At 76.0% G+C, this 20923-nt stretch carries 14 protein-coding genes; all 14 read right to left on the minus strand.

What is annotated here, in order from left to right; genetic code table 11:
• Positions 1 to 35: 35 nt before the first annotated feature.
• The 14 genes from OHT52_RS12630 to OHT52_RS12695 all read right to left on the minus strand — a co-directional run bounded on the left by OHT52_RS12630 (position 36) and on the right by OHT52_RS12695 (position 20687).
• On the minus strand, positions 36 to 617 hold the full coding sequence (locus OHT52_RS12630) for a GAF domain-containing protein (protein WP_328720243.1): 582 nt from the start codon (positions 615 to 617) through the stop codon (positions 36 to 38).
• A complete protein-coding gene (locus tag OHT52_RS12635) occupies positions 617 to 1474 on the minus strand; it encodes a S8 family peptidase (RefSeq protein WP_328720244.1) in 858 nt (285 codons plus the stop codon). Before OHT52_RS12635 ends, OHT52_RS12630 begins: the two co-directional genes overlap by 1 nt.
• Positions 1471 to 4830 carry an adenylate/guanylate cyclase domain-containing protein gene (locus OHT52_RS12640; RefSeq protein ID WP_328720245.1) on the minus strand — a complete coding sequence of 1120 codons (3360 nt, stop codon included), beginning with the start codon at positions 4828 to 4830 and terminating at the stop codon, positions 1471 to 1473. Before OHT52_RS12640 ends, OHT52_RS12635 begins: the two co-directional genes overlap by 4 nt.
• Positions 4831 to 4904: 74 nt before the next feature.
• Positions 4905 to 5105: an aroma-sacti cluster domain-containing protein gene (locus OHT52_RS12645; RefSeq protein WP_328720246.1), complete on the minus strand. Its 201-nt coding sequence runs from the start codon at positions 5103 to 5105 to the stop codon at positions 4905 to 4907.
• Positions 5102 to 5755: an iron-containing redox enzyme family protein gene (locus OHT52_RS12650; protein ID WP_443046787.1), complete on the minus strand. Its 654-nt coding sequence runs from the start codon at positions 5753 to 5755 to the stop codon at positions 5102 to 5104. The genes OHT52_RS12645 and OHT52_RS12650 overlap by 4 nt, the downstream gene beginning before the upstream one ends.
• Before the next feature lie 71 nt (positions 5756 to 5826).
• Positions 5827 to 6912 carry a radical SAM protein gene (locus OHT52_RS12655; protein ID WP_328720248.1) on the minus strand — a complete coding sequence of 362 codons (1086 nt, stop codon included), beginning with the start codon at positions 6910 to 6912 and terminating at the stop codon, positions 5827 to 5829.
• Positions 6894 to 9005, minus strand: a complete 2112-nt coding sequence (locus OHT52_RS12660; RefSeq protein ID WP_328720249.1) for an AfsR/SARP family transcriptional regulator — start codon at positions 9003 to 9005, stop codon at positions 6894 to 6896. The genes OHT52_RS12655 and OHT52_RS12660 overlap by 19 nt, the downstream gene beginning before the upstream one ends.
• Before the next feature lie 327 nt (positions 9006 to 9332).
• Entirely contained in the window at positions 9333 to 10652 is a 1320-nt protein-coding gene (locus OHT52_RS12665) for an MFS transporter (protein ID WP_328720250.1), read from the minus strand.
• A 129-nt stretch (positions 10653 to 10781) separates the two neighbouring features.
• Positions 10782 to 13475 (minus strand): class III lanthionine synthetase LanKC N-terminal domain-containing protein, encoded by a 2694-nt coding sequence (locus tag OHT52_RS12670; RefSeq protein WP_328720251.1) that lies wholly within the window; start codon positions 13473 to 13475, stop codon positions 10782 to 10784.
• 186 nt (positions 13476 to 13661) lie between these two features.
• Complete coding sequence (locus tag OHT52_RS12675) at positions 13662 to 13799, minus strand: hypothetical protein (RefSeq protein WP_328720252.1); 138 nt, start codon at positions 13797 to 13799, stop codon at positions 13662 to 13664.
• Between the two features lie 156 nt (positions 13800 to 13955).
• A complete protein-coding gene (locus OHT52_RS12680; RefSeq protein WP_328720253.1) occupies positions 13956 to 14093 on the minus strand; it encodes a hypothetical protein in 138 nt (45 codons plus the stop codon).
• A 279-nt stretch (positions 14094 to 14372) separates the two neighbouring features.
• Positions 14373 to 17378 (minus strand): helix-turn-helix transcriptional regulator, encoded by a 3006-nt coding sequence (locus OHT52_RS12685; protein WP_328720254.1) that lies wholly within the window; start codon positions 17376 to 17378, stop codon positions 14373 to 14375.
• Between the two features lie 55 nt (positions 17379 to 17433).
• Positions 17434 to 17613, minus strand: a complete 180-nt coding sequence (locus OHT52_RS12690; protein ID WP_328720255.1) for a hypothetical protein — start codon at positions 17611 to 17613, stop codon at positions 17434 to 17436.
• Positions 17610 to 20687, minus strand: a complete 3078-nt coding sequence (locus OHT52_RS12695) for a type 2 lanthipeptide synthetase LanM family protein (RefSeq protein ID WP_328720256.1) — start codon at positions 20685 to 20687, stop codon at positions 17610 to 17612. The genes OHT52_RS12690 and OHT52_RS12695 overlap by 4 nt, the downstream gene beginning before the upstream one ends.
• Positions 20688 to 20923 lie beyond the last annotated feature (236 nt).

Here is a 20923-nt window from a genome sequence, read left to right on the forward strand (position 1 = left end):
ACCGACCGCGGGAGGCCGTCTCTCCCCGGCAGTGGTCAGGGCGTACCGGGCGGGCCGAGGAGTTCGTGGAGCTGGCTGAGAAGGCGGTTCGCCGTGGCGCGGTCGTCGGGGGCGAGCGCGAGGGCGGCGGCCGGCCGGTGGTGGGTGACCAGGCGCAGGGCCGTCGCGGCCTGCCGGGCGAACATCATCAGCAGGTCGAGCTCGCCCAGGCTGGACCGGGCCTGCGGGGACGGGTCGAGCACTTCGAGGACGCCCAGCACCTGATGGTCGCGCAGCAGGGGGACGGCCATCAGCGCGTCGGGCACGTACGCGGTCGACCGGGCGAAGTCACGGTCGAACGCGGCGTTCTGCGAGAGCCGGTCGACGATCATCGGCTCGCCGGAGACGACGACCCATCCGGCGATCCCCCGGTCGGCGGGGAACCGGCGTCCGACGAGGAACTCCTCACCCTGGCCGGAGACGGCCTGGAACACCAGCTCGTTGGTCTCCTCGTCGAGGAGGAAGACGGAGCTGGCCTGGGCGCCGAAGATGGCTCTCGCGACGTCGACGACCGACTGGAGCAGTTCGAGGGCGACGGGCTGGGCGGAGTGCGCGGCGGGCTCGGCGGCAGAGGACATCAGGCACCTTCGGGGCTGCGGTCGGGTACACGGACGTTGGCTGCGGAGAGGTAGAGGGCGTTCTTCAACTGGAAGGTCGTCATGCGGGGGTTCGCGGAGAGGAACCGGGCGCAGAGCCCGGCGATGTAGGGCGTGGCGAAGCTGTTGCCGGTGCTGCGGATGGAGGTGCCGCCGAGCCAGGGCACCTCCACGTTCTGGCCCGGGGCGAAGAACTCCACGGGCGGGTCGGGGTTGTAGAGGTGCAGTCCGGGGTCGTCCTCCTGGTGGCTGCCGACGGAGATCACCGAGGCGAACCGCCAGGGGAAGCTCTCCACGGGCGAGTTGTGCGCGGAGGCGACGATCACGGTGCGGTCGAAGTAGGCGGCGTCCGCGAGCGCGTGCAGTTCCTCGGCGAAGCGGGCCTTCGTGGTCGAGAGGCTGAGGTTGATCACGTCGAAGTTCTGTTCCACGGCCCACCGGAGACCCGCGAGGAGGATGCCGCCGGTTCCGGAGAAGCGTTCGCCGAGCACCCGGACGCTGTGGATCTCGCAGTCGGGTGCGGTACGGCGGATGATTCCGGCACAGGCGGTGCCGTGGCCGCAGGTGTCGCCGGTGTCGGTGGCCCGCACCTCGATGCCGTCCTCGCCCTGGACGGCGACCCAGGAGCCGCCGAGCGGGCCGATCATCGGATGGCCGGGTTCGACACCGGAATCCACCACGCACACCCGGACCCCGCGCCCGGTGCCCTGGCGGGGCTCCTGCCGATGGCCCGCGAGCACTCCGTCCGCGGTGACGGCGATGTCCTCGGGGCTCTTGTCGCGCAGGCTCCAGGTGAGCCCGCCGCGCCTGGTGGCGGCCGTGGGAGCGGTGGCGGTCATGTGGTGACTTCCCTTCTGCTCACGTCCGGCTCCGGTACGGTTCCGGGCGCCGGGGGGCCGCCGGGTACGGTGCTGCCGGCCGGCAGCAGGGCGGCGGCCCAACGGACCCCGGGCGCGTGCCCCTTCGTACCGAACCACCGTCCCGCGCGGCCGGCGGCCGCCGCCGATTCCGGGCCGAGGCCGAGCAGCCGCAGCGTGTGGGCCTCGTCCAGCGCGGCCTGGGCCCGTACGAGCGGGGAGTCCGTCCGGTCCGCGGCCCGGGCGGACCGCGCGGCGAGCCGCAGGGCGCGGTCGGCGTCGCCCCGGCCCGCCGCGAGGCGCGCCCGCAGCCCGTCGTGGTCGGCGGTCTCGGCGTCGAGGCCACCGGCCGCGACCACCTGCCCGGCGTCGCCGTCGAGGACGCGGCGGGCCTCCTCGGCGTCACCGGTGTCCAGGTGGAGCCGTGCGGACTCCAGGGTGATGGTGCGCAACGGCGACGGGGCCCCCAGGGCCCGGGCGGCCCGGTCCGCCTCGCCGAGCAGTCCGAGGGCGGCGGAGTGCTCGCGGGCGGCCGAGTGCACCGCCGCGCCGAAGAGCGGGAGGAAGACACCGGCCTCGGCGAAGCCGAGTTCGTGGGCGAGCCGGCCGGCGAGCGCGAGGTGTTCGCGGGCCGCGTCGTGCTCGTCCCGCAGGGCGAGGAGGACGGCCAGCGGAAGGTTGAGCGTGACCTGTACGGTGCGCCGGCCCCGGCCGTGTTCGGCGAGGAGGGCACGGCACCGGCCCACGGCGGACTCCACCGGCTCGGGACCCCGCCAGAGGGAGACGCCGATCGCGCCCAGGGCGGCGGCCCGTTCGGGTTCGGCGTCGGCCCCGACGGCCCGGCCGAGCGCGCGGAGCAGCAGCCGGTCGGCCTCACCGTGGCGGCCTCGCCCCTGGTAGTGCTGGGCGAGCCGCAGGCACGCGCGGGCCTGGCCGAGGTCGTCGGCGGACGCCTCGAAGACCGGCAGCACCGCCCGCGCGGCGTCCGGAACGGCGTCGGCGCCCGGGGCGGCGTCCACGGCGAGGGCGAGCCGCGCGTAGGCGCTCTCCTCGGGGTGGTCGAGGGCGGCGAGCGCCGTGGAGAGCAGGGCGCGGCCCCGCTCGGTACGGCCGAGGGCGAGGTTGACCTCGCCGAGCCTTCGGGCGGTCGGCACGGTGGCGGGCTCCCCGGGCAGGTTGAGGGCGTGCGCGCGCGAGAGCAGGTGCTCCGCGCGCAGGAGGTCGGAGCGGTCGAGGGCACGGCCTCCCGCCTCGGCGAGCGCCCGGGCCGCGCCGCGCCGCAGCGTCGCGGTCTCCGCGTCGGTGATGCCGAGTTCGCACCGGTAGCGGTGGGCGAGTTCGAGGTGTTCGCCGATGCCCGCGGGGCCGGCGGCACGGACCGAGGGGAGGGCGGCGGCGCCGGCGTGCAGGTCGGCGCGGGTGCGCTTGGACATGCACTGGTAGGCGACCTCCTGGACGAGCCCGCTGGTGAAGCGGTACGAGGCGGGGTCGGCCGGCGGCGGATTCGGTTCGATCAGCCGGCGGCGACCGAGCCCGAGCAGGGCGGGGCGGAGCGCGGGCGGGTCCAGGGCGGGCCTGCCCGGCGTTCCCCGGCCGGCGAGGTCGGTGAGCTCGTGGACGGTGAACTCGCGGCCCAGCACGGCGGCGAGGTCGAGGGCGCCGCGGTCGACGGGGCCCAGGGCGTCGACCCGGGCGCCGAGGAGCGCCTGCACGGTCGGGGGCAGTTCGGCGGGCAGCCGGAGCCCGTCGCCGTCACTCCCCCGCGGGCCGCCCCCGCTGTCGAACCCGCTGCTTCCGGCGTCCTCGCCGCCGTCCCCGTCGAGGGCCGAGAGCAGGTGTTCCAGGTGGAGCGGGTTGCCGCCGGTGCGTTCGAGCAGGGCCGGACCGTCCGGGAGGCGGTCGGCCCGGACGACGAGTTCGGCGGCGAGGAGTACGCACTCCTCCGGGGCCAGCCCGGTGAGGGTCACCGCGGTGCCCCGCGGGGCGCACCAGGTCTCGGCGGCTTCGGGGCGGGCCGGGCAGACGACGAGTACGGCGGCGTCGCCGAGCCGGGTGACGAGCCGGTCGAGGACCTCCAGCAGCAGGGGGGCCGCCCACTGGCAGTCGTCGACGACGAGGACGACCGGTCGCGGGGCGGCGAGTGCGGTCAGCACCCGCAGGAGGGCGCCGCAGGTCTCGTCCACCGAGGGGTTGGGCGTGCCGTCGAGGAGCAGGCCGCCTTCGAGTACGGCCAGGGCCTCGGAGAGGGCGGGGCGTTGTGCCGGGGCCGCCGCCCGGTGCAGGGCGCAGGGGCAGGGATCGTCGGGGTTCCCGCCCCGGGGTGTGCGGTGCGGACCGGTGTCGTCGGGGACGGTCGCGGAGGGCGGCGCGCCCGGGTGCGGGGGGTGGTGGTGCGCGGGGAGCAGGTCGGCCAGGGCGTCGGCGAGCGGGGCGAGGCTGCCCCGGCCGCCGTAGGGCCGGCAGCGCCCGTAGCCGTGGGCGGGGGCGGGGGCGGTGTGTTCCAGCCACTCGCGGACCAGCCGGGTCTTGCCCTGTCCCGCCTCGCCGGAGACGGTGACCAGGCGGGCGCCGCCGCCCGCCGCCGTGTCGGCCAGCACCTCGTCCAGGGAGGCCAGTTCACGCTGCCGGCCGACGAAGCGCAGATCGAAGCGGCGCAGCGACTCCGGGTCGTCCTCACCGAGACCGAGCAGGCGGTGGGCGACGACCCGGTCCGTCTTGCCCTTGAGCGCGAGGGGACCGACCTCCTCGGCCCGCACGGTGGGACCGGCGGCGAGGAGGGTGTCCGGGCCGACGAGCACCTCGCCGGGGCCCGCGTTCTGTTCGAGCCGGGCGGCGATGTTGACGGTCTCGCCGGAGACGAGGGCCTGCCTCGCGGAGGTGTCGGCCCCCGCGACGACCCGGCCCGTGTTGATGCCGATACGGACACCGAGGCGCACCCCGAGAGTGGCGTCGAGGTCGGCGTTGAGCCCGTCGAGGGCCTTCAGCATGCCCAGGGAGGCCGCCAGGGCCCGCCGCGCGTCGTCCTCCCGCACCGTCGGTACGCCGAACACGGCCATCACGGCGTCGCCGATGAACTTCTCCACCGTGCCGCCGTAGGTCTCGATCTGGCGGCCCATGAGGTCGAAGTAGCGCAGGGTCACACCGCGCAGGGTCTCCGGGTCGAGGGCGCCGGAGAGCGCGGTGGACCCGACCATGTCGCAGAAGAGCACGGTCACCACCTTGCGGCCCTCTTGCGGCGCGTCCGCCGGGCCCTGCGGGGGTTCGGCGCACGGCGTACCGCAGGACGGGCAGAACCGGGCGCCGGAGGGCAGCGACTGGCGGCAGTAGGTGCAGGGCATGCCGGTCCACCTTCGGCGAGATCGTCGGACGCGGGGGACGGCCCCGGCGGGGCGCGACCGCGTTCCCGGTCGGGTCAGAAGAGGGCGCCGCCGGCGATCTCGGCGTGGGCCTGCACGTCGGGCCCGGCCTCGTCGAGCCGGCTCTTGATGTCGAGGAGCAGGGAGAGTTCGTCCGGGCCGAGCTCCTCCAGGACCTCCTGCTGCTCCTCGGTGAAGGCGTCGAGGGAGAAGCCGGCCTCCCGCAGCTGTTGCAGGGCGTGCTGCCGATCGGTCATGGCTGGCCTCCGGGTGCGGTGAGCCTGACGAACAGACGGGTGATCCCGTCCGCCGCGTGGAGGGCGCCGACGGCCACCGCGGTGAGTTGCGCGGGGGTCAGCGGCAGCGCGTCGAGCAGGGCGTCGAGGTCGGCGGCGTGGCCGCCGTCGAGTGCGGCGTGTTCGTGCACGGTGCGGAAGGCCGCCGGTGGCAGGCCGGTGTCCCGTGCGAGCCGTCGGGCCAGCAGGGGCGAGGGCGCGTGGTGCTCCAGGGTGAGGATGTAGCCGAGCAGGACGACCGGGTGGTGGTGCTCGATCCAGTAGTACTGGGCGCCGGCGAGTTCGGCGACGGCGGCCGGGGGCTGTGCGGCCAGCAGCGCGGCCCCGTCGCCGCCGGCGGCGGCCAGGTCGTCGAGGAGCCAGGCGTCGTGGTCGCGTTCCTCCTCGACGTGCGCGGCGAGGTAGCGGCCCAGCCGTTCGGCGAGCGGGTCGCCGGGAGTCTCCGCACAGCGGCGGGCGGCCGACTCCATGAGCGGTACGGAGGCCCGGATCAGCCCGTGCATGGCGGCGAGGTAGCGGAGGTAGCGCGGCCGGAGTCCGTCGGGGTGCCACAGCGCCGCGCAGGCCGCCCGCAGGGTGGGCTCCGCGAGCGCCAGCCGGGTGCGCAGCACGACGGAGGCCGGGGGCGGGACCGTCGCGCCGGAGGGCTCGGCTCCGGTCGCAGGGCCGGGTACGGAGAGGATCACGGCCGGCCCCCTTCCGGAGCGGGGGAGACCAGGCCGGCGTAGGCACGGGTGCCGTGTCGGCGGACGAACTCGACCGGTCCCGAAGCGAGTTGGGCGTGCGCACTGTGCCGGTCGAGGAGCTCGCCGACCGGCCCGGAACCGTCCCGCGCGGCTCCCGCCAGCGCGTCGGGCCGGTCGGCGAGCGCCCGGCAGGTACCGCACCGTCCGAGGTCGGGCGCTCCGGGCGCGTACCGGGCGCTGAGGTGTCCCGGGCCCACGACGCGGAGCATCCGCAGCACCGGGGAGCCGAGGGAGCGGGCGCGTACCGTCTCCCAGTCGTCCTCGGCCAGGTGCCCGAGGAGCAGGTGGGCGGGTACCGGACGGGCGTCCACCGTCCGCTGACCGCAGCAGGCCACGACCGTGCCGTCGAAGGCCACCGTCGGCCAGGCCGCCATCGGACAGGGCACCGCCGCACCGCCGTCCGTACCGTCCCGCCGGACGGCGGCACCGGTCCAGGACGCGGCGCGGCCGACCGGCCGGACGTCGTTCACCAGCATCGGCACCCGGTCGGCGAACTCGGCGCGGACGGCGGCGACCACGTCGACCAGGTACGGGTCGTCGGGTCCCGTACCGGTCAGGTGGAAGCTCGCGGGGACCCCTGCGTCGAGGACGCGGTGTACGGCGGCGAACACGTCGGCGCGCGCCACCTCGCGTTCGTGGTGGACGTCGAGGCTGGCCGAGAAGTGGTCGGCCGCGGTGATCGCCCGCATGATCCGCGCGGGCACCCGCCCGCCGCCCCGGGCGAAGAACATGCCGCTCAGCAGGGCGGTACGGGTACCCACCGCGCGGGCCAGCTCGGCGATGCCGGCGGCGAGGTCCGGGCGCAGCAACGGTTCGCCGCCGGTGAGCAGCACGACCCGGGGGGCGTTGGCCGCGGTGAAGGAGGCGACGAAGCCGCGCAGCAGGTCCGCGGCGGTCTGCTCGCCCGCCGCCGTGGAGGAGGTCGAGCAGTGGGCGCAGGACAGCGGGCAGCGACGGGTGAGCGTCAGCAGGAGCCCGGCGGCCGGGACGGGGCGCAGTGCGATCAGCTCGCCCAGTTCCACGAGTCCTCCCCTTCCGCTCGGTCGTACGGGGTCGTGAGCAGCTTGGCAACGGCCGGTCCCGTTCCGGTTGCCCAGTGGTTTCCGACTGGCATATCCGCAGCTCGGGCGGGGTCGGCGACGGCCAGGGCGGCGGGCGACCGGGCCGTGTCGGGCGACCGGGCCGTGTCGGGCGTCCGGGCCGTGTTGAGGGATTGGGCCGTGTTGAGGGCTTGGGCCGCTGTCACCGGCGGGCCGGCCGTCCACGGGGCGGCCGACTCACCGCGTCCGCCGTCGAGCTCCCGCAGATAGAGGTGCGCGAGCCGGGGCAGCTCGTACAGGGCCGCGTGCGCGGTGACCTCGGTCGACGGGGAGACCAGCGCCCCGGTGCCGATGAGCTGTTCCAGTACGCGCAGCGCCGCCGAATCCGGACAGTCGAGCGCCGAAGCGGCCTCGTCGAGGGTGAAGGGACGGGCCAACGGCAGCCGTCCGAGGCGGAGCAGCACGGATCTACCGAGGTCCGTCAGGGTCCGCCAGCCGTCCGCCAGCCGGTCGCGCAGGGCGAGGTCCCCGACCGACAGTTCGTCCATCACCGCCTCGGGCTCGGACAGCCGGGCCGCGTACTCGGACAGCGGCAGATGACGCAGGACGGCGAGCCGCTGACCGCCGATCCGCACGGCGAGCGGCGAGAGCCCGCAAGCCTCCACGATCCGCCGGGCGGAGGCGCGGTCGGCGTGGACGCGCGACGGGCCCGCGATGCGGCCGAGCAGTTCCATCGCCTCCTCGACGGTCAGCGGCTCCACGACGATCCGGTGGGCACCGGCCAGACCCGCGAGCCACGACCGCGAGGCGATCACGGCCGCACCGTCGCCGGTGCCCGGCAGCAGCGGCCGTACGGCCGCCTCGTCGGGGGCGTTCTCCAGCAGCAGCAGCACCCGGTGCTCCGCCAGCCAGTCCCGCCACACCGCCGCCGCCTGCGCCGGATGGTCCGGCAGCAGCGCCGTGACACGGTCGAGCCGGGCTGCTCGGGCCAGCTCGCCGAGGACGTCGGCGAGTCGGCGGTTCGCGCCGTCGGCCCGGCGGAGGTCGACGAGGAGCCGGCCGTCGGGGAAGTCCTCGCGCAGCGAGTGCGCCAGATGGACCATCAGGGCGCTCTTGCCCGTACCTACCGGCCCCACGAGTACGTTGACCTGGCCGTTCTTCTGCCGCACCGCGTCACGCAGCTCAGCCAGCTGCTCCCGGCGTCCGGTCCAGTCGGACGTGTCGGGTGGCAGCAGGGTCCGTGCGGGCGCCCGGCCGGGAGCGGTCGGCGCGGAGCGGACGGAGTCGCCGGGGGTTTTGGCCAGCACCGCCCGGTACGCCTCCTCCATGACCGCGCTGGGCGCGAGTCCCAGCTCGCGGGCGAGCAGCTGCCGCAGCGACCCGTAGACGGCGAGCGCCTCGCTCTGGCGCCCGGCCCGGTGCAGCGCGATCATCTGCACGGCCCGCAGCCGTTCCCGGAGCGGGTGCTCCTCGACGACGTCGGCGACCGCCTCGGCGACCTCGGCGTCGCGGCCCTGCGCCGAGGCGAGTTCGGCCCAGGTCTCGTACGCGGAGAGGTAGCGGTCGGTCAGCCGGTCGGCCTCGGTGGTCAGCGGCTCGGAGTCCGACAGCTCCGTCAGGGGCGCTCCCTGCCACAGGTCGAGCGCCCGGCGCAGCAGCTCCACCGCGGTGTCCGGCCGGCCGCCGCGGGCGGCCTCGCGCCCCGCGGCGGTCAGCGCCCGGAACCTCAGGGTGTCGACCTCCTCCTCCCGCACCCGCAGCAGATAGCCGCCGGGGGCCAGGTCGAGCCGGCCGGGCAGACCGGCCTCGCACAGCAGGCGCCGGAGCGCCCACACGTACTTCTGGAGGTTCTTGCGGGCGGTCCGGGGGGCGTCGGCGGGCCAGACGGTGTCGGCCAGGCAGTCCACGGAGACGGGGGTGTTGGCGTGGCACAGCAGCATGGCCAGGACCGCCCGTTGCTTCAGCGGGCCGAGCGCCAGGGTCCGCTCTCCGCTCGTGACGGTGAGCGGGCCGAGCAGCGAGAACAGCACGGGACGGGGGGAGTCGACGTCGGACACAGGCATGGGCACGGACATGCGGGCATTCCTTCGGCGTCGGGGGCGCGCGTCGGGCGGTGGGGGCGATGTCGGGCGGGGGGGCGACGCGATGCGGTGGGGCGGTACCGGCGCGGTGCGGTGGAGGGCGGCGCGGTGCGGGCAGTGCGGTGCGGGCGGTACCGGCGGTGCGGTGGAGGGCGGTGCGGCGGGTTCGTCGCCATGGCCATCGTGGTCGCGCCCCCGGCGGCACGCATCGGTGTGCCGCCCCCATTTTTGTGCGCCGCCGCCCACCTCACGTAGGTGAGCCCGGTACGCCGACCGCGCACCGGGCTCCGGGTCATCCGGACAGGTCTCGTACGGCTCGCCTCAGACGGCCGCCGTGGGCCCGGTCGGGGCCCCGCCCGCCCCACCGCGGGCACCGTCCGCCTCACCCTCGGCCGCCTCGTCCGCCTCCGCCTCGTGCAGGTCGCGGGCGGCGCGCACCGCCGCCGGTCCGACCAGGCCGACGACGAGCAGCGCCGTGCCGGTCAGCACCCACAGGGCCGTACGGACTCCGAACAGATCGCCCAGGAACCCTCCGGCCAGCGCACCGACCAGCACCGTCGACGAGGTGATGACCTGGAGGCCCGCCATCGCGCGGCCCATCATCGACTCCTCGACGTCCGTGGCCAGCACCGACACCAGGGCCACGTTGGCCACCGCGCCGAAGAGCACGGGCAGGCCGATCCCCAGGGCGGCGCAGAACACGGCGACCGGCAGCGGCCCCGCCGCCACCGGCAGCAGCGCCGACGTCAGCAACGCCCCGGCGAAGCCCGCCAGTACCGTCGTACGGGCGTCGCGCCCCGGGCCCAGCAGCCGCCCGGCGATGGCCGACCCGGTCAGCCCCATGACACCCGCCAGCACGAACGCCAGCCCGTACACACCGACCGGGACGTGCACCGTGCGCAGCAGGAACGGACCGGTCAGGGTCGCCGCCCCGGCCAGCGCGGCAGCCGGGGCCACCAGGAACAGCAGCAGGGCGCGGTGGAACGGGTGGCCGGCGAAGAACCGCAGCCCGGCCGCGGCGCCCCGGAGGCCCTCTCCCCGCTTCCCCGTCCCGGGCTGTCCGTCCGTCCGGTCCGACGACCGCATGGACACCAGGGCCAGCGCGCTCAGGAGGTAACTCGCGGCGTCCGTGCCGAGCGCCGCCGCACTGCCGAACAGGGCGATCACCGGGCCGGCCAGGATCCGGCCGACCAGAGCGGCGCCGAACTGACCGGCCTGGAGCCGGGCCCGGGCCGGCCCGATCGCCTCCGCGCCCACCAGTTGGCGCAGATGCACGAAGTAGAGGGAGCTGAGCAGGACCGCGAGGAATCCCTGCACGAGCCCGAGGGCCATCAGCCAGCCGATCGACGCCACCCCGTGCCGCAGGCCCAGGGCCACCCCACCGACCGCGGCGGCCGACAGCAGGTCCAGCAGCATCATCGCCCGGCGCGGGTGGACGATCCGGTCCGCCAGCACCCCGGCGAGCAGACCGAGCACGATGCCCGGCACCGTCGACGCCGCGCTGATCAGGCCGACCTGGCCGGCGGTGGCCCCGAGATCCGTCAGGGCCACGACCGGCAGGGCGATGGCGGTGAACACCGTCCCGAACGCCGTGGCGGTCTGCCCGCACCAGTAGAGGTTGACGTCACGCCGCACTGACATTCGGCACTCCAAGGAGGGGAGAAGGGGATCTCTTCGCACTCCCTCCGGGCGGGGCCGCCCAGCCGTGTCCGGCCGTCCCCGTCGGACGCGGACCGGGACAGGGGCCCCGCCCGGAGGAGGGCGGCGGCACTACCCGGCTGCGGGCCCCCGCCCCGTGGGCGGTGCCGCCTCGGAAAGGGAGTCGACGGTGAACAGGGCATCCGGGCGGGGCGTCAGCAGCTCGGTCAGGAAGAGCAGCACACCGGCGGAGCCGCTCCACAGGTCCGCGCTGAGGCGCAGCAGTTGGTCGCCGGGGAAGCGGGTCCCGGTGGCGTGCGGCACGGCGTAGCCGAACAGCTTCCGCGCCGTCCGCACCGCCGTCGCCCGGCTCTCGGCCGAGCCGGTGACCGCCGCGTGGTCGGCGAGCGCGAACCCCAGACCCGACAGGCCCTGGAAGAGTCCCGGCATGACGGTGTAGGTGACGTCCATCACCGGCAGGAGCCGGGGCATCGCCGCGGCCAGCCGCTCGTCCTCGGTCACCGCCAGGTAGCGGGAGGCCACGTGCAGCATCCCCGCCGACCCGCAGTAGAGGTACGGCATGGCACGGCGGTCCACCGCGGAGACGGGGAAGGTCATGCCCGCCTCCTCCGGGGCGGTCTCCCGGTCCAGCTCCAGGTGCAGCAGGTGCAGCCCGCGCTTCAGGAGCGTCCGGTCACCGCAGACCGAGGCCAGCTGCTGCAGCATCAGGGCGACTCCGGACGGCCCGTGGGCCAGGCCGTTCGCCTCGTCCCGGCCCAGCCGGGCCGTGAGCGCCCCGTCGTCCGGCAGGGCGCGGGCCAGCGCGAGCGCCCGCTCCACGTGGTGCTCGTCGCGGGTGTGGCCGTAGAGCGCCAGGTGGCCCATGGCCAGACCGGCGGAGCCGCCGAACACGGTCGCGCTCTCCGCCGCCAGCGGGTGGCGGTCCGCGACCGCGAGGATGTCCCGCGCCTCGTCCACCAGCCCTTGGCCGGCCAGTACCGCGGCGATGCCGGCCACCCCGGCGTACAGCCCGGGGGCGAGGTCGCCGGCCGTCTCCAGGGCTTCTCGCCGCAGCCGCTCCAGCACCCCTGCGGGCAGCGGCCGGCCGGCCCGGTGCAGGGCGTGGACGACGCCCGCCGTGCCGTACGCCACGCACAGGGTGTTGGTCCGGTACCCGTCCGCGATGGTGGGGAAGACCCGATCCGGATGTTCCGGGTCCGCCATCGCCACCAGCGCGTCGGCCACCGAGTCGCGCAGCGCGGCCAGGTGCGCCGGCGGGTCGGCCGCCACTTCCCGGGGTCCGGGCAGCGGCCCCTCGCCTTTCGGCGTGCGGTACTTCGTGAGGCGCCGCCACAGGTCCTCCGGCACCGGGCCGGTCCGCTCGATGCCGTACCTGAGGTGGTCCAGCGCCTCCGGGTTGCGGGCCACCACGTGGTGGAACGGCGCCACGAGCAGCTGTGCGAGTGCGCAGACGCCGTAGTCGTCGCAGACCGACGGGTCCTGCGCGACCATGGCGGCCGGGGGTGCGTAGCCGGGTGTCCCCATGAAGGTGAAGTCCTCGCCCGGTCGTTGGGCGGCCTCGAAGTCGACCAGCCGGACCCGGTCGTCGTCGTCGACGAGGACGTTTCCGGGGCTGATGTCGACGAAGAGGTAGCCGCAGGAGTGCAGCCGGTCGAGGGTCCGCTCGACCCCTTCGATCAGCGTGCGGCAGCGCTCGAAGTAAGCGGTGACGTCCTGTCCGGTCGCGTCGGCCCGGATCAGCGGGCTGGTGACGGCCGTCCAGCTGTTCATCGGTCTGCCCTCGATGAACTCCGTGACCAGGAAGTCGTGTTCCCACGCCGTGAAGTGGGCCAGCGGTTCGGGTGCCAGCCCGGGGGCCAGCCCGTGGAGCGCCCGCAGGGTCTCCCACTCGGCGCGCAGCCGCGACCGGGACTCGCGGCCGTCGTCCTCGACGGCCGTGTGCGCCCGGGCCTCCTTGATGAACACGGGGCGCCCGGTGGCCGCTTCGTAACCCCGGTACGCGCCTCCGGCGTTGCTGTGCCGCACCGCCGCCTCGAAGACGAAGCCGCGCATCGTCACCGGTTTCGCGGGGCCCTTGCCCTGCGTCGCGCGGCCCTCGGCCGGTTTCGCGGGGCTCGCCGCGGCCGTCGTGGCCGGGGACTTCCCGGTGGCCTGCGCGGGTGGGGCGGCCGGAGTCCTCGCCGGCGCCCGGAACGGGTCCGAGACGCCCTCCGGCGGCCGGAACGAGGTCCCCCGCATGTCCTCCACCAGGGCGCCGTCACCGTCCCTGGCGAGCAGCACGTGGGTGCCGTCGGCCCGCACGCGCGAGCGCGACACGAAGGCGCCGTAGCGGTAGTGGACGGTCCGGGAGTCGCCGTAGCGCCGGTCGGTGAGTATGAACGGCCCGTCCTCGTCGGCCAGCGCCTCGCGCAGGGCCTCCATCAGCCGCCGTGCCGAGGCCGCGTCGGACGGGTACGCGGCGATGAACTTGCCGCTCTGCGGCCGGGGGGCGTGCTTGTGGTGCGCCCACTGGTAGAAGAGCCGGCACGACAGGTGCTTGAACGGAACGTCCTGCTCGAAGCAGATCGCGGCGACGGTGTCGAGCACCGCCCCGAGGCGGTCCGGCTTCGCGGAGACGTGGACCTTCCAGCCGTCCTCGACGCCTTCCAGCTTCTTGCGGAACCACATGGTCCACACCGCCGACTCGACGCTCCGCCAGTGCGACGGGACCGGATCGGGGCGGTAGACCTCGCCCCGGTCGGCCGCCGACTCCAGCGGCGCGTAGAACTCCGGATCGGCGACGGCGAACGCGAGCGGCTGATGCATGCTCTCCCCTTGTCTACCCTTCTCTTCCCGCGGCTCCGCCCGGTACGGGCGGGGCGCTTCCGCGGTACGGACACGGCCCAAAACGCCGTGGGCGGATGGCGGCGGCCCCGCGGCGGGCTCGCCCGCCCGGGTACGTCCCCGCCGTGGCCGACCCGGGCCGGCCACGGCGGGAGACCCGGGTACGGCTCAGATCTGCTCGTACGCGCAGCTCACGGCGCTCGTGGTGCTGCCGTGCGCCAGCACGTCGTCCTCCTCGTCGCCGCCGAGCTCCTGCAGCGGGAGAACGGTCTCGTCGGTACCGGTGGGCTCGATGTCGTCAGCCACGATCGTCTCCTCGTCGGGGTGCCACGGATGCGTGCCGGGGCGGCTGGGGCCCGCTCTTGCGGTCGCCCCGGAAGGCATCCGCCGCCACGCCCTCCGCCGTGCCCGGCCGAAGCCGGACACGGCGGGAGACCCGGGTACCGGCCGAAGCCGGAAGGATCAGTTGGCCTGGATCGCGCAGGCCGCGAGGCTCACCGAGCTGGCGTGCGCCAGGACGTCTTCCTCCTCGCCGCCGGCCAGCTCCTGCAGCGGGAGAACGGTCTCGTCGGTACCGGTGGGCTCGATGTCGTCAGCCATGATCGTCTCCTTGATCGATGTACGGAACGGTGGAGTGGTGCGCTCGCCCTCGCGGGCGGCCCCGGCCCGAGCGTGAGCCCTTCGCCGATGGACAGAACGCTAGGAGCGGCCGGTCCGGGATCGGACTACACGCGGTGCCCGATCGGTATCCCCGCTGGTCACCGCAGTCCCGGAAAGCACACGGGTGCGGTCGCCCGGCCGGCGGGGGCCTCGGCCCGTCCGGAGCGGCGCGCGTGCGTGCCGGGCGTCGCCGGACGGACGGGACGTTCGCAACACGCTCTACGGCTCCCGGATCAGCAGCCCGGCCAGCGCACGGAGCGCGGACCGGTCGGTGCGCCCCGTCTTCCGGACCAGCCCGGCGATGTGTTTCTCCACCGTGCGCGGCGATATGGAGAGACGGCGCGCGATCTCCGGGTTGCTCGGGCGCCCGGACGCCAGCAGGGCCAGGACCTCGTACTCCCTCGGGGTCACGCCGAGTTCGCGTACGGCGGCCGGAATCCGGTCGCGGCCTGCCCGCCGCTGCCGCACCCCCGCGCCCGACCTGCGCAGCAGGGCCCGGCAGGCCCCCGCCACCGCGGTGACGCCCGCCGTGTGGAAGTACTCCTCGGCGGCCCGCAGCCACACCACCGGATCGCCCCAGCCGTCGTCCAGCGCGGCTTCGGCCACCAGCCGCATCCCGAGGTGGTGGGCGGCGGGGAAGAGCGCCGAACAGGTGTCCCGGACCGTCGCGAGGACGGCCGCGGCCTCGCCCGCCCGGCCGTCGCGCCCCAGCAGCACCGCCTCGGCCAGCAGCAGGAACTGCTGGTTCCAGGCGAGTTCCGCCGCGGGCGCCCCGGTGTGCTCCCGGAGGGCCGCCCAACCAGCCCTGTCGGTCCGGTCGGTTCGGTCGGTCCGGTCGGTCCGGTCGGCGAGCACGTCGAGGAGCGGCCCCAGCCCGTGGCTGCCCGACAGGTAGAACACCTGGGGCTGGGCCGCCTCCCACGCCGCGACGGCCGCCAGTTCCGCCGTCGCGGCAGGACGGTCCTCCTCCATCAGCGCGCAGAAGGCCCGGCACAGGCCGAGGGCGACCGGGGTGAGGAAGGAGTCCGCCCCGCCGGCCCGGTGGAACCGTTCCAGTTCCTGGTCCATCGCGGCGCGGTTCCCCCGGTGGGCGGCGAGCGTCGCCGAGGTCAGCAGGAGATAGCGGTGGGTGGAGAGGTTGTGCAGCCGCGCGGTCGCCCCGAGCGAGCGGTCCACCGCCTCCCGGGCCTCCTCGTACTCGCCCCGCAGCACCGCGTGCATGGCGAGCATCCCCTCGGTGTCCTGGGTCAGCACGATCGCCCCGAGCGCCCGCGCGGTCCGCCGCGCCGCCTCCAGCCGGGCCGAACTCCCGGTACGCATGAACGCGTTGACGCCCAGACGGACGAGAGCCCCGACCCGCCACAGCGGCAGGGAGTGCCGCTCGGCGACGGCCAGCATCCGTTCCAGGCAGGCGTCGGCGTGGTCGAAGCCGCGTTCGCGGCCCAGCAGCGCGAGCAGGTGCCAGGCCTGGCACGCCACCACCGGCAGTGATGCCCGCTCAGCGACCTCGGCGGCCCGGCGCGTCGTACGCTCGGCCTCCTCGGTACGGGTGGCGGGGTCCGGCGTCCCGTGGCCCGGGGACCCGGGCAGCAGAGCGAGGTGCCCCTCGACCACGGCGAGAGCCGCGCCCTGCCCGGACATCCCGTCATCGGGCTCACCGGGCTCACCGGGCTCACCGGCCCGCGGCATCAGCGCCCGCGCCGCCGCCAGTTGGCGGCGCGCGTCCGCGCCGCGCTCGGCCAGTACGGCGTCCCAGGCGAGCCGGAGGTGCAGATCGGCCCGGCGGCCGGCGTCCAGCGCCCCCGGACCGGCCATGCCCAGGGTCTCGGCGAGCTCGAAGGCCCGCTCCAGCTCCCCGGCCCCGGCGAGGGCCTGCGCGAGGCGCTCGACGACGGGCGGCCGGTCCGGTGCCGGAGCGAGCTCGGCCGCCCGCTCGAACAGGGCGACGGCGGACGCCCAGGCCCCGCCGGCCTCGGCCCGGCGGCCCGCCTCCGCGTAGGCGGCGGAGGCACGCCCGCGCTCCCCGGCCGCGGTCCACAGCTCCGCGACCAGTCCGCACCTGTCCTCCGTCAGCAGCGGATCGGCGTTCTCCAGGGCGGTGGCCGTACGTCGGGCCAGGGCAGCGTGTTCGGGCGGGGTCGGCACGGCGAGCAGCGCCTCGGCCGTCAGCCGGTGCCGGAAGGCGTAACCGTCGGCCCCTTGGCCGACCGGTACGACGAAACCGGCGCGGGCGGCTGCCCGCAGGCGGGCGAACAGATGCTGTTCGCTCACCCCGAGGGCCATGCGCAGGGTGGCGACGGAGAACCTCGGCCCCAGACACGCGGCGGTCAGCAGGAGGTGGCCCACCACCGGGTCGAGACGGCCCAGCCGCTGGGCGTGGCTCTGCACGACCGATCCCGGCACACCGGTCGCCAGGTCGCCCGCCGCCACCACGCCGTCCGGAGCCACCCGCACCGCACCCGCCTCCACCATCGCGGCGAGCAACTCCTCGACCAGGTACGGGTTTCCGCCGCCGTCCCCGGTCAGCCGGTCCACCACGGCGGCCGGCACCCGGTCCTCCTCGACCCCCAGGCATCCCGCGGCGACCGCCCGTACTCCCGGGGCGTCCAGCGGGCGCAGCGTCAGCACGTCCGCCGTCCGGCCGCGCCCCGCCTCACCGACGAGGTCGAGCGCCGCACCCGACCCGGGACGCGAGGTGGCGACGATCAGCACCGGCAGCGCGGCCAGGTTGCCGACCAGGTAGTCGACGACCGCCAGGGTCTCGTGGTCCGCCTCGTGGAGGTCCTCCAGCACCAACAGGCAGCCGTGCTCCCTGCCGAGAACGGCCAGCAGGCGCAGCAGCGCCTCGGCGAACTCGACCATGGTCTCCGGGTAGGCCGCCTCCGCCCGCCGCCACTCGGGGACCACCCGTGCGAGCGCGGGGCGGTAGGGCTCCAGCTCCGGGTCGGCGGGCAGCCCGCCGACCCGGGAGTACGAGGCGAGGGCCTCCGCGAGCGGGCGGAGCGGCCCGGTGAGCCCCGTCGCGCTGCCGCGCCCCCGCAGTACGCGCACACCGAGTGCGGCCGCCCGGTCGGCTCCCTCCCGGGCCAGCCGGGACTTGCCGATGCCCGCCTCGCCCAGCACGAACACGGTGCCGCCCCGGGACGCCCGTAGTCGTGCGAGGGCCTCGTCGACGACGGTCAGCTCGCCGGACCGCCCGACGGTGACGGGGGACGTGACACGCATGGCGCAACCTCCGGTCGGGTGGGGGCACACGGTCCGGGAAGAACGGTCCGGGGCCTCAACGACAGGTCTGCGTGAGGGTGGTGGGGTTGCGTGGGCCCGCGCCCGAAAGAAGGTCGGCCCGGCGGCTCAGCCCGCCACCGCCGCCGAGCCGCACACGGTCGGCGGGGTGGCCCACGCCGCTGTCCCGCCGTGCCGCCGTGGTCTCCCGGACGCGGGCGCTCTCCGTCGCGTTCATCGCGTACTCCGTTCCTCTTCGAAGGTTCCGGCCCGTGCGGCGGGCAGGACGCCCGCCCCGGCCGGTGGTCCGTCATCCGGTGCCCGCAGCAGCAGGACCGAGGGAACCCGCGCGGCGAAGCCCAGCCGCAGCAGGGTGTAGCCCGTCCCGGCGAGCCCGTGGAGCAGCCCGGGGACGACCGTTCCGCCCGGAGTCCCGTACCGGAGCGCACCGCGCTCGACCGCCGCCAGGACCGCCGCGGCCCGCCGCGCCCCGGCCCCGGCCCCGGCCGCCGTGTGCGCACCGGTCGGCCGCCATGGCGCTGTGGGGGCGGCGGCGGGGTGGAACAGCAGCTCCAGTGCGCCGGGTTCGCCGTGGCACAGCCCGTGCGCGGGCAGCGGTCCACGGCGGTGCGCGGCCCGTACCGCGCTCGCGAGCCGCGCCGCGAGCACCGTGTCGGCGGTGGCCGCCCCGGTGTCGGCCACCGCCAGGGCCACCCCGGGCGCACCCCGGCACCAGCCCGTCGGGCCACCGGCACGACCGTCCGCCGCGGTACGCGACGCCGCCGTCCGCAACACCGCCGCCCCGGCCCGCCCGTACCGCGCCTCCCCGCCGGCCCGCGCGTACCGCAGCAGCGCCCAGCCGACCCCGGCCCGGCCGTCGGCGAAGCCCGCGCGGCCGGGCGGCGGCGCGTCGAGCAGCCGCTCGGCGGCGAGGGCCGCGGCCCGTCGTGCCGCGGCCGAACCCGTCATCCGGTCCACCGCCAGCAGTGCGGCCAGCCCGCCGGCCGTGCCGCCCACCACGCCGTACTCCTCCTCGCGTTCCACGGCGCACCGGGCGAGGGCCACCACCGGCTCGACCAGCCCGCGGATCTCCGTGTCGTCCAGGCACTCCGCCACCGAGGCGACCGCGTACGCGATGCCGCCGAGCCCGGCGAACCCGCCGGACCCCACGTGCCCCAGCTCGTCCGGGCGGCCGGCCAGCGCGGCCAGCAGACCGGGCAGCGGCCGGAGCGCCTCCCGGGCCCCCTCGGCGTACCGGTCCTGCCCGGTGAGGGCGGAGAGCCGGGCGAGGAACAGCGCCACCCCGGTCCAGCCGCTCCCCAGGTCCGCGCCGAGCGGCTGGAGGCGCCAGTACCGGTCGCCCAGCAGCTCCAGGCCCAGCCAGTTGACGGCCCCGGCCCCCCGGTACGCGTCCACGAGGAGCCGGTCCCCGACGGTCCGGGCCGCGTCGAGAAGCCGCCCGGGGTCCGGCCGGGACCAGGTGCCCGGCCGGTGCGGCGGACCGCAGCGCCCCGGTGCGGTCCGGCGGACCCCGCGCGGCAGGGGCGGCCGGGCCCGGCCGCCGTGCGCCTCCGCACGCGACCGTCCCGCCATGGCCGCGCGGACGATCCACTCCTGCCGCGCGAGGTCGTGCGGGCCCATCGCCCGGATCCGGTCCGTGACCGCGTCGAGCCCCGGCCCGCCGAGGGCGCCCGGCACGTGCCGGCCGCTCGCCGTCCACAGGTCGGCGCGGCCCGGACGCGCGGTGAACAGCGGTACGTCGCCGTTCCACAGGTCCGCGATCTCGTCCTCGACGAGTTCCGGCCGGGCCGTCGGCCACTCCTCGCCGTCGCGCAGCGCACCCAGCACCCGGTCGCGTTCCTCCCAGCCGCGCAGCAGGTCGGGATGGGTCGACTCGTCCAGCAGCGTCGCGTACACCTGGGTGGCCCGCGCCACGACCCGCACCTCGTCCTCCGCGCAACGGGCCAACGGCCCGCCCGGGAGCAGCAGTTCGTCGCGGTGCGCCACCAAGGTCCGGTATCCGGCGCGGAATCCGGCCAGCAGCGCCTCCAGGTGCTCCGCCGGATCGGCGACCGCCGCGCCCAGGCGTGGCCGGTTCTCGCCCCCGGCGAGCGGTCTCCTCACACGGACGAGCCGCATCGTGTCGGTGCCCGAACCGGCCCACCCCACGCCGTCCGACGGCGCCTGCCCGCCGGGGTCGCCGCCCACCCCCGAGACGTCCCGGACGTCCTCGTCGCCGATCCACAGCTGGGGCAGCAGTCCGGTGCGGTGGACCGAGGCCTCCAGGGCCGCTTCGGCCGGGTCCCTCGGGCCGGCCGACGGCTCCGGCGGGTGGAAGAGCGTTTCGACGTCCACGAGGACGGGCTCGTCCCGGCGGGCGACGAGGTTCTCGTGGTGGAGGTCGGTGGCGCCCACCGCGTGCGCCAGGGCGAGCAACCCGCCCAGCCGCAGGTAGAAGCGCTCGACGTCCGCGGGGTTACGGCACTCCTCCGCTGCGACGAACTCCGCCCAGCCGTGGCCGGGTCGCTCGACGACGGTGGGGACGCGCAGATCCGGCAGCCCCGACCGGGCGTTGAACCAGCCCAGAAGGCCGGCGCAGTGCCGGTCCACCGCGAGCGGCCTCGGCTTGTGGACCACCTGGCGGCCCGTCGCGAAGCGCAGTACCGCCACGCCCCGGCCCTGCCGGTGCCCGTCGCCCAAGAAGCCGCGTACGGAGACCAGTTCACCGGGATCGACGCCGCGCAGCAGCCCCGCCACGATCAGCGGACGATCGGCGGCGAACCGCTCCAGGAGCTCGGAGAACGCCGCGGCGGCGTACAGGCAGACCTGCCCGACCAGCCTGCCCAGCACCGGATACCGCACGAACAGCCCCACCCACGCGCTCGGCGGGGACGATCGCCGGAGGAACGACCGGAAGCGGAGCCCCGGCGTGTCTCCTTCGGCCCGCCCGTCGGCGCCTGCCGCGTGCAGTTCCAGGACGAGGGTGCGGGCGGCCGTCCCGGCCAGCCGGCCGGCCAGGTCATCGGTCCACCGTGCCCGTACGGAGGCGGCGACCCGCTCGTGCTCGGGCAGCAGTCGTGCCGCGTGCCGTGCGAACGTCCCCATCAGCGCGGCAAATCCGGTGAGGCCCGGCAGTTCACCGTCCGGCAGTACCAGCGGCTCGTCCCGTGCCACGGCCTCTTCGACGTGGCGGGCCCACTCCGGGCGCCCACCGGCGGTCCGGTCGACGGGGGCGACGGCCCGCAGCCACCAGCCGTCGGGGAACACCGCCGCGGCGTGGACGGTCGCAGCGGGGACACCCCGGCCCCTCATGCCCACCCGCTCGTTCCGGCGCGCCCGAGGGCTGCCGCCCCGCCTGTCCGGCGACGCCCCACACGCACGCTCGCCGCGCCGTCGGGATCGTCCCGACGCGTCCGGTGCCGGCGCGACCCTCCGTCGCGCGTTCGCACGCACCAAACACCACCGGACCCGCCCTCCGGGCGGACGGCGCCACTTCCGCGACCAGTCCCAGCCACGCGGCTCACCACTTCCTCCCCCGGCGCCCCATG

It is taken from the genome of Streptomyces sp. NBC_00247 (assembly GCF_036188265.1).
Classification (GTDB): Bacteria; Actinomycetota; Actinomycetes; order Streptomycetales; family Streptomycetaceae; genus Streptomyces.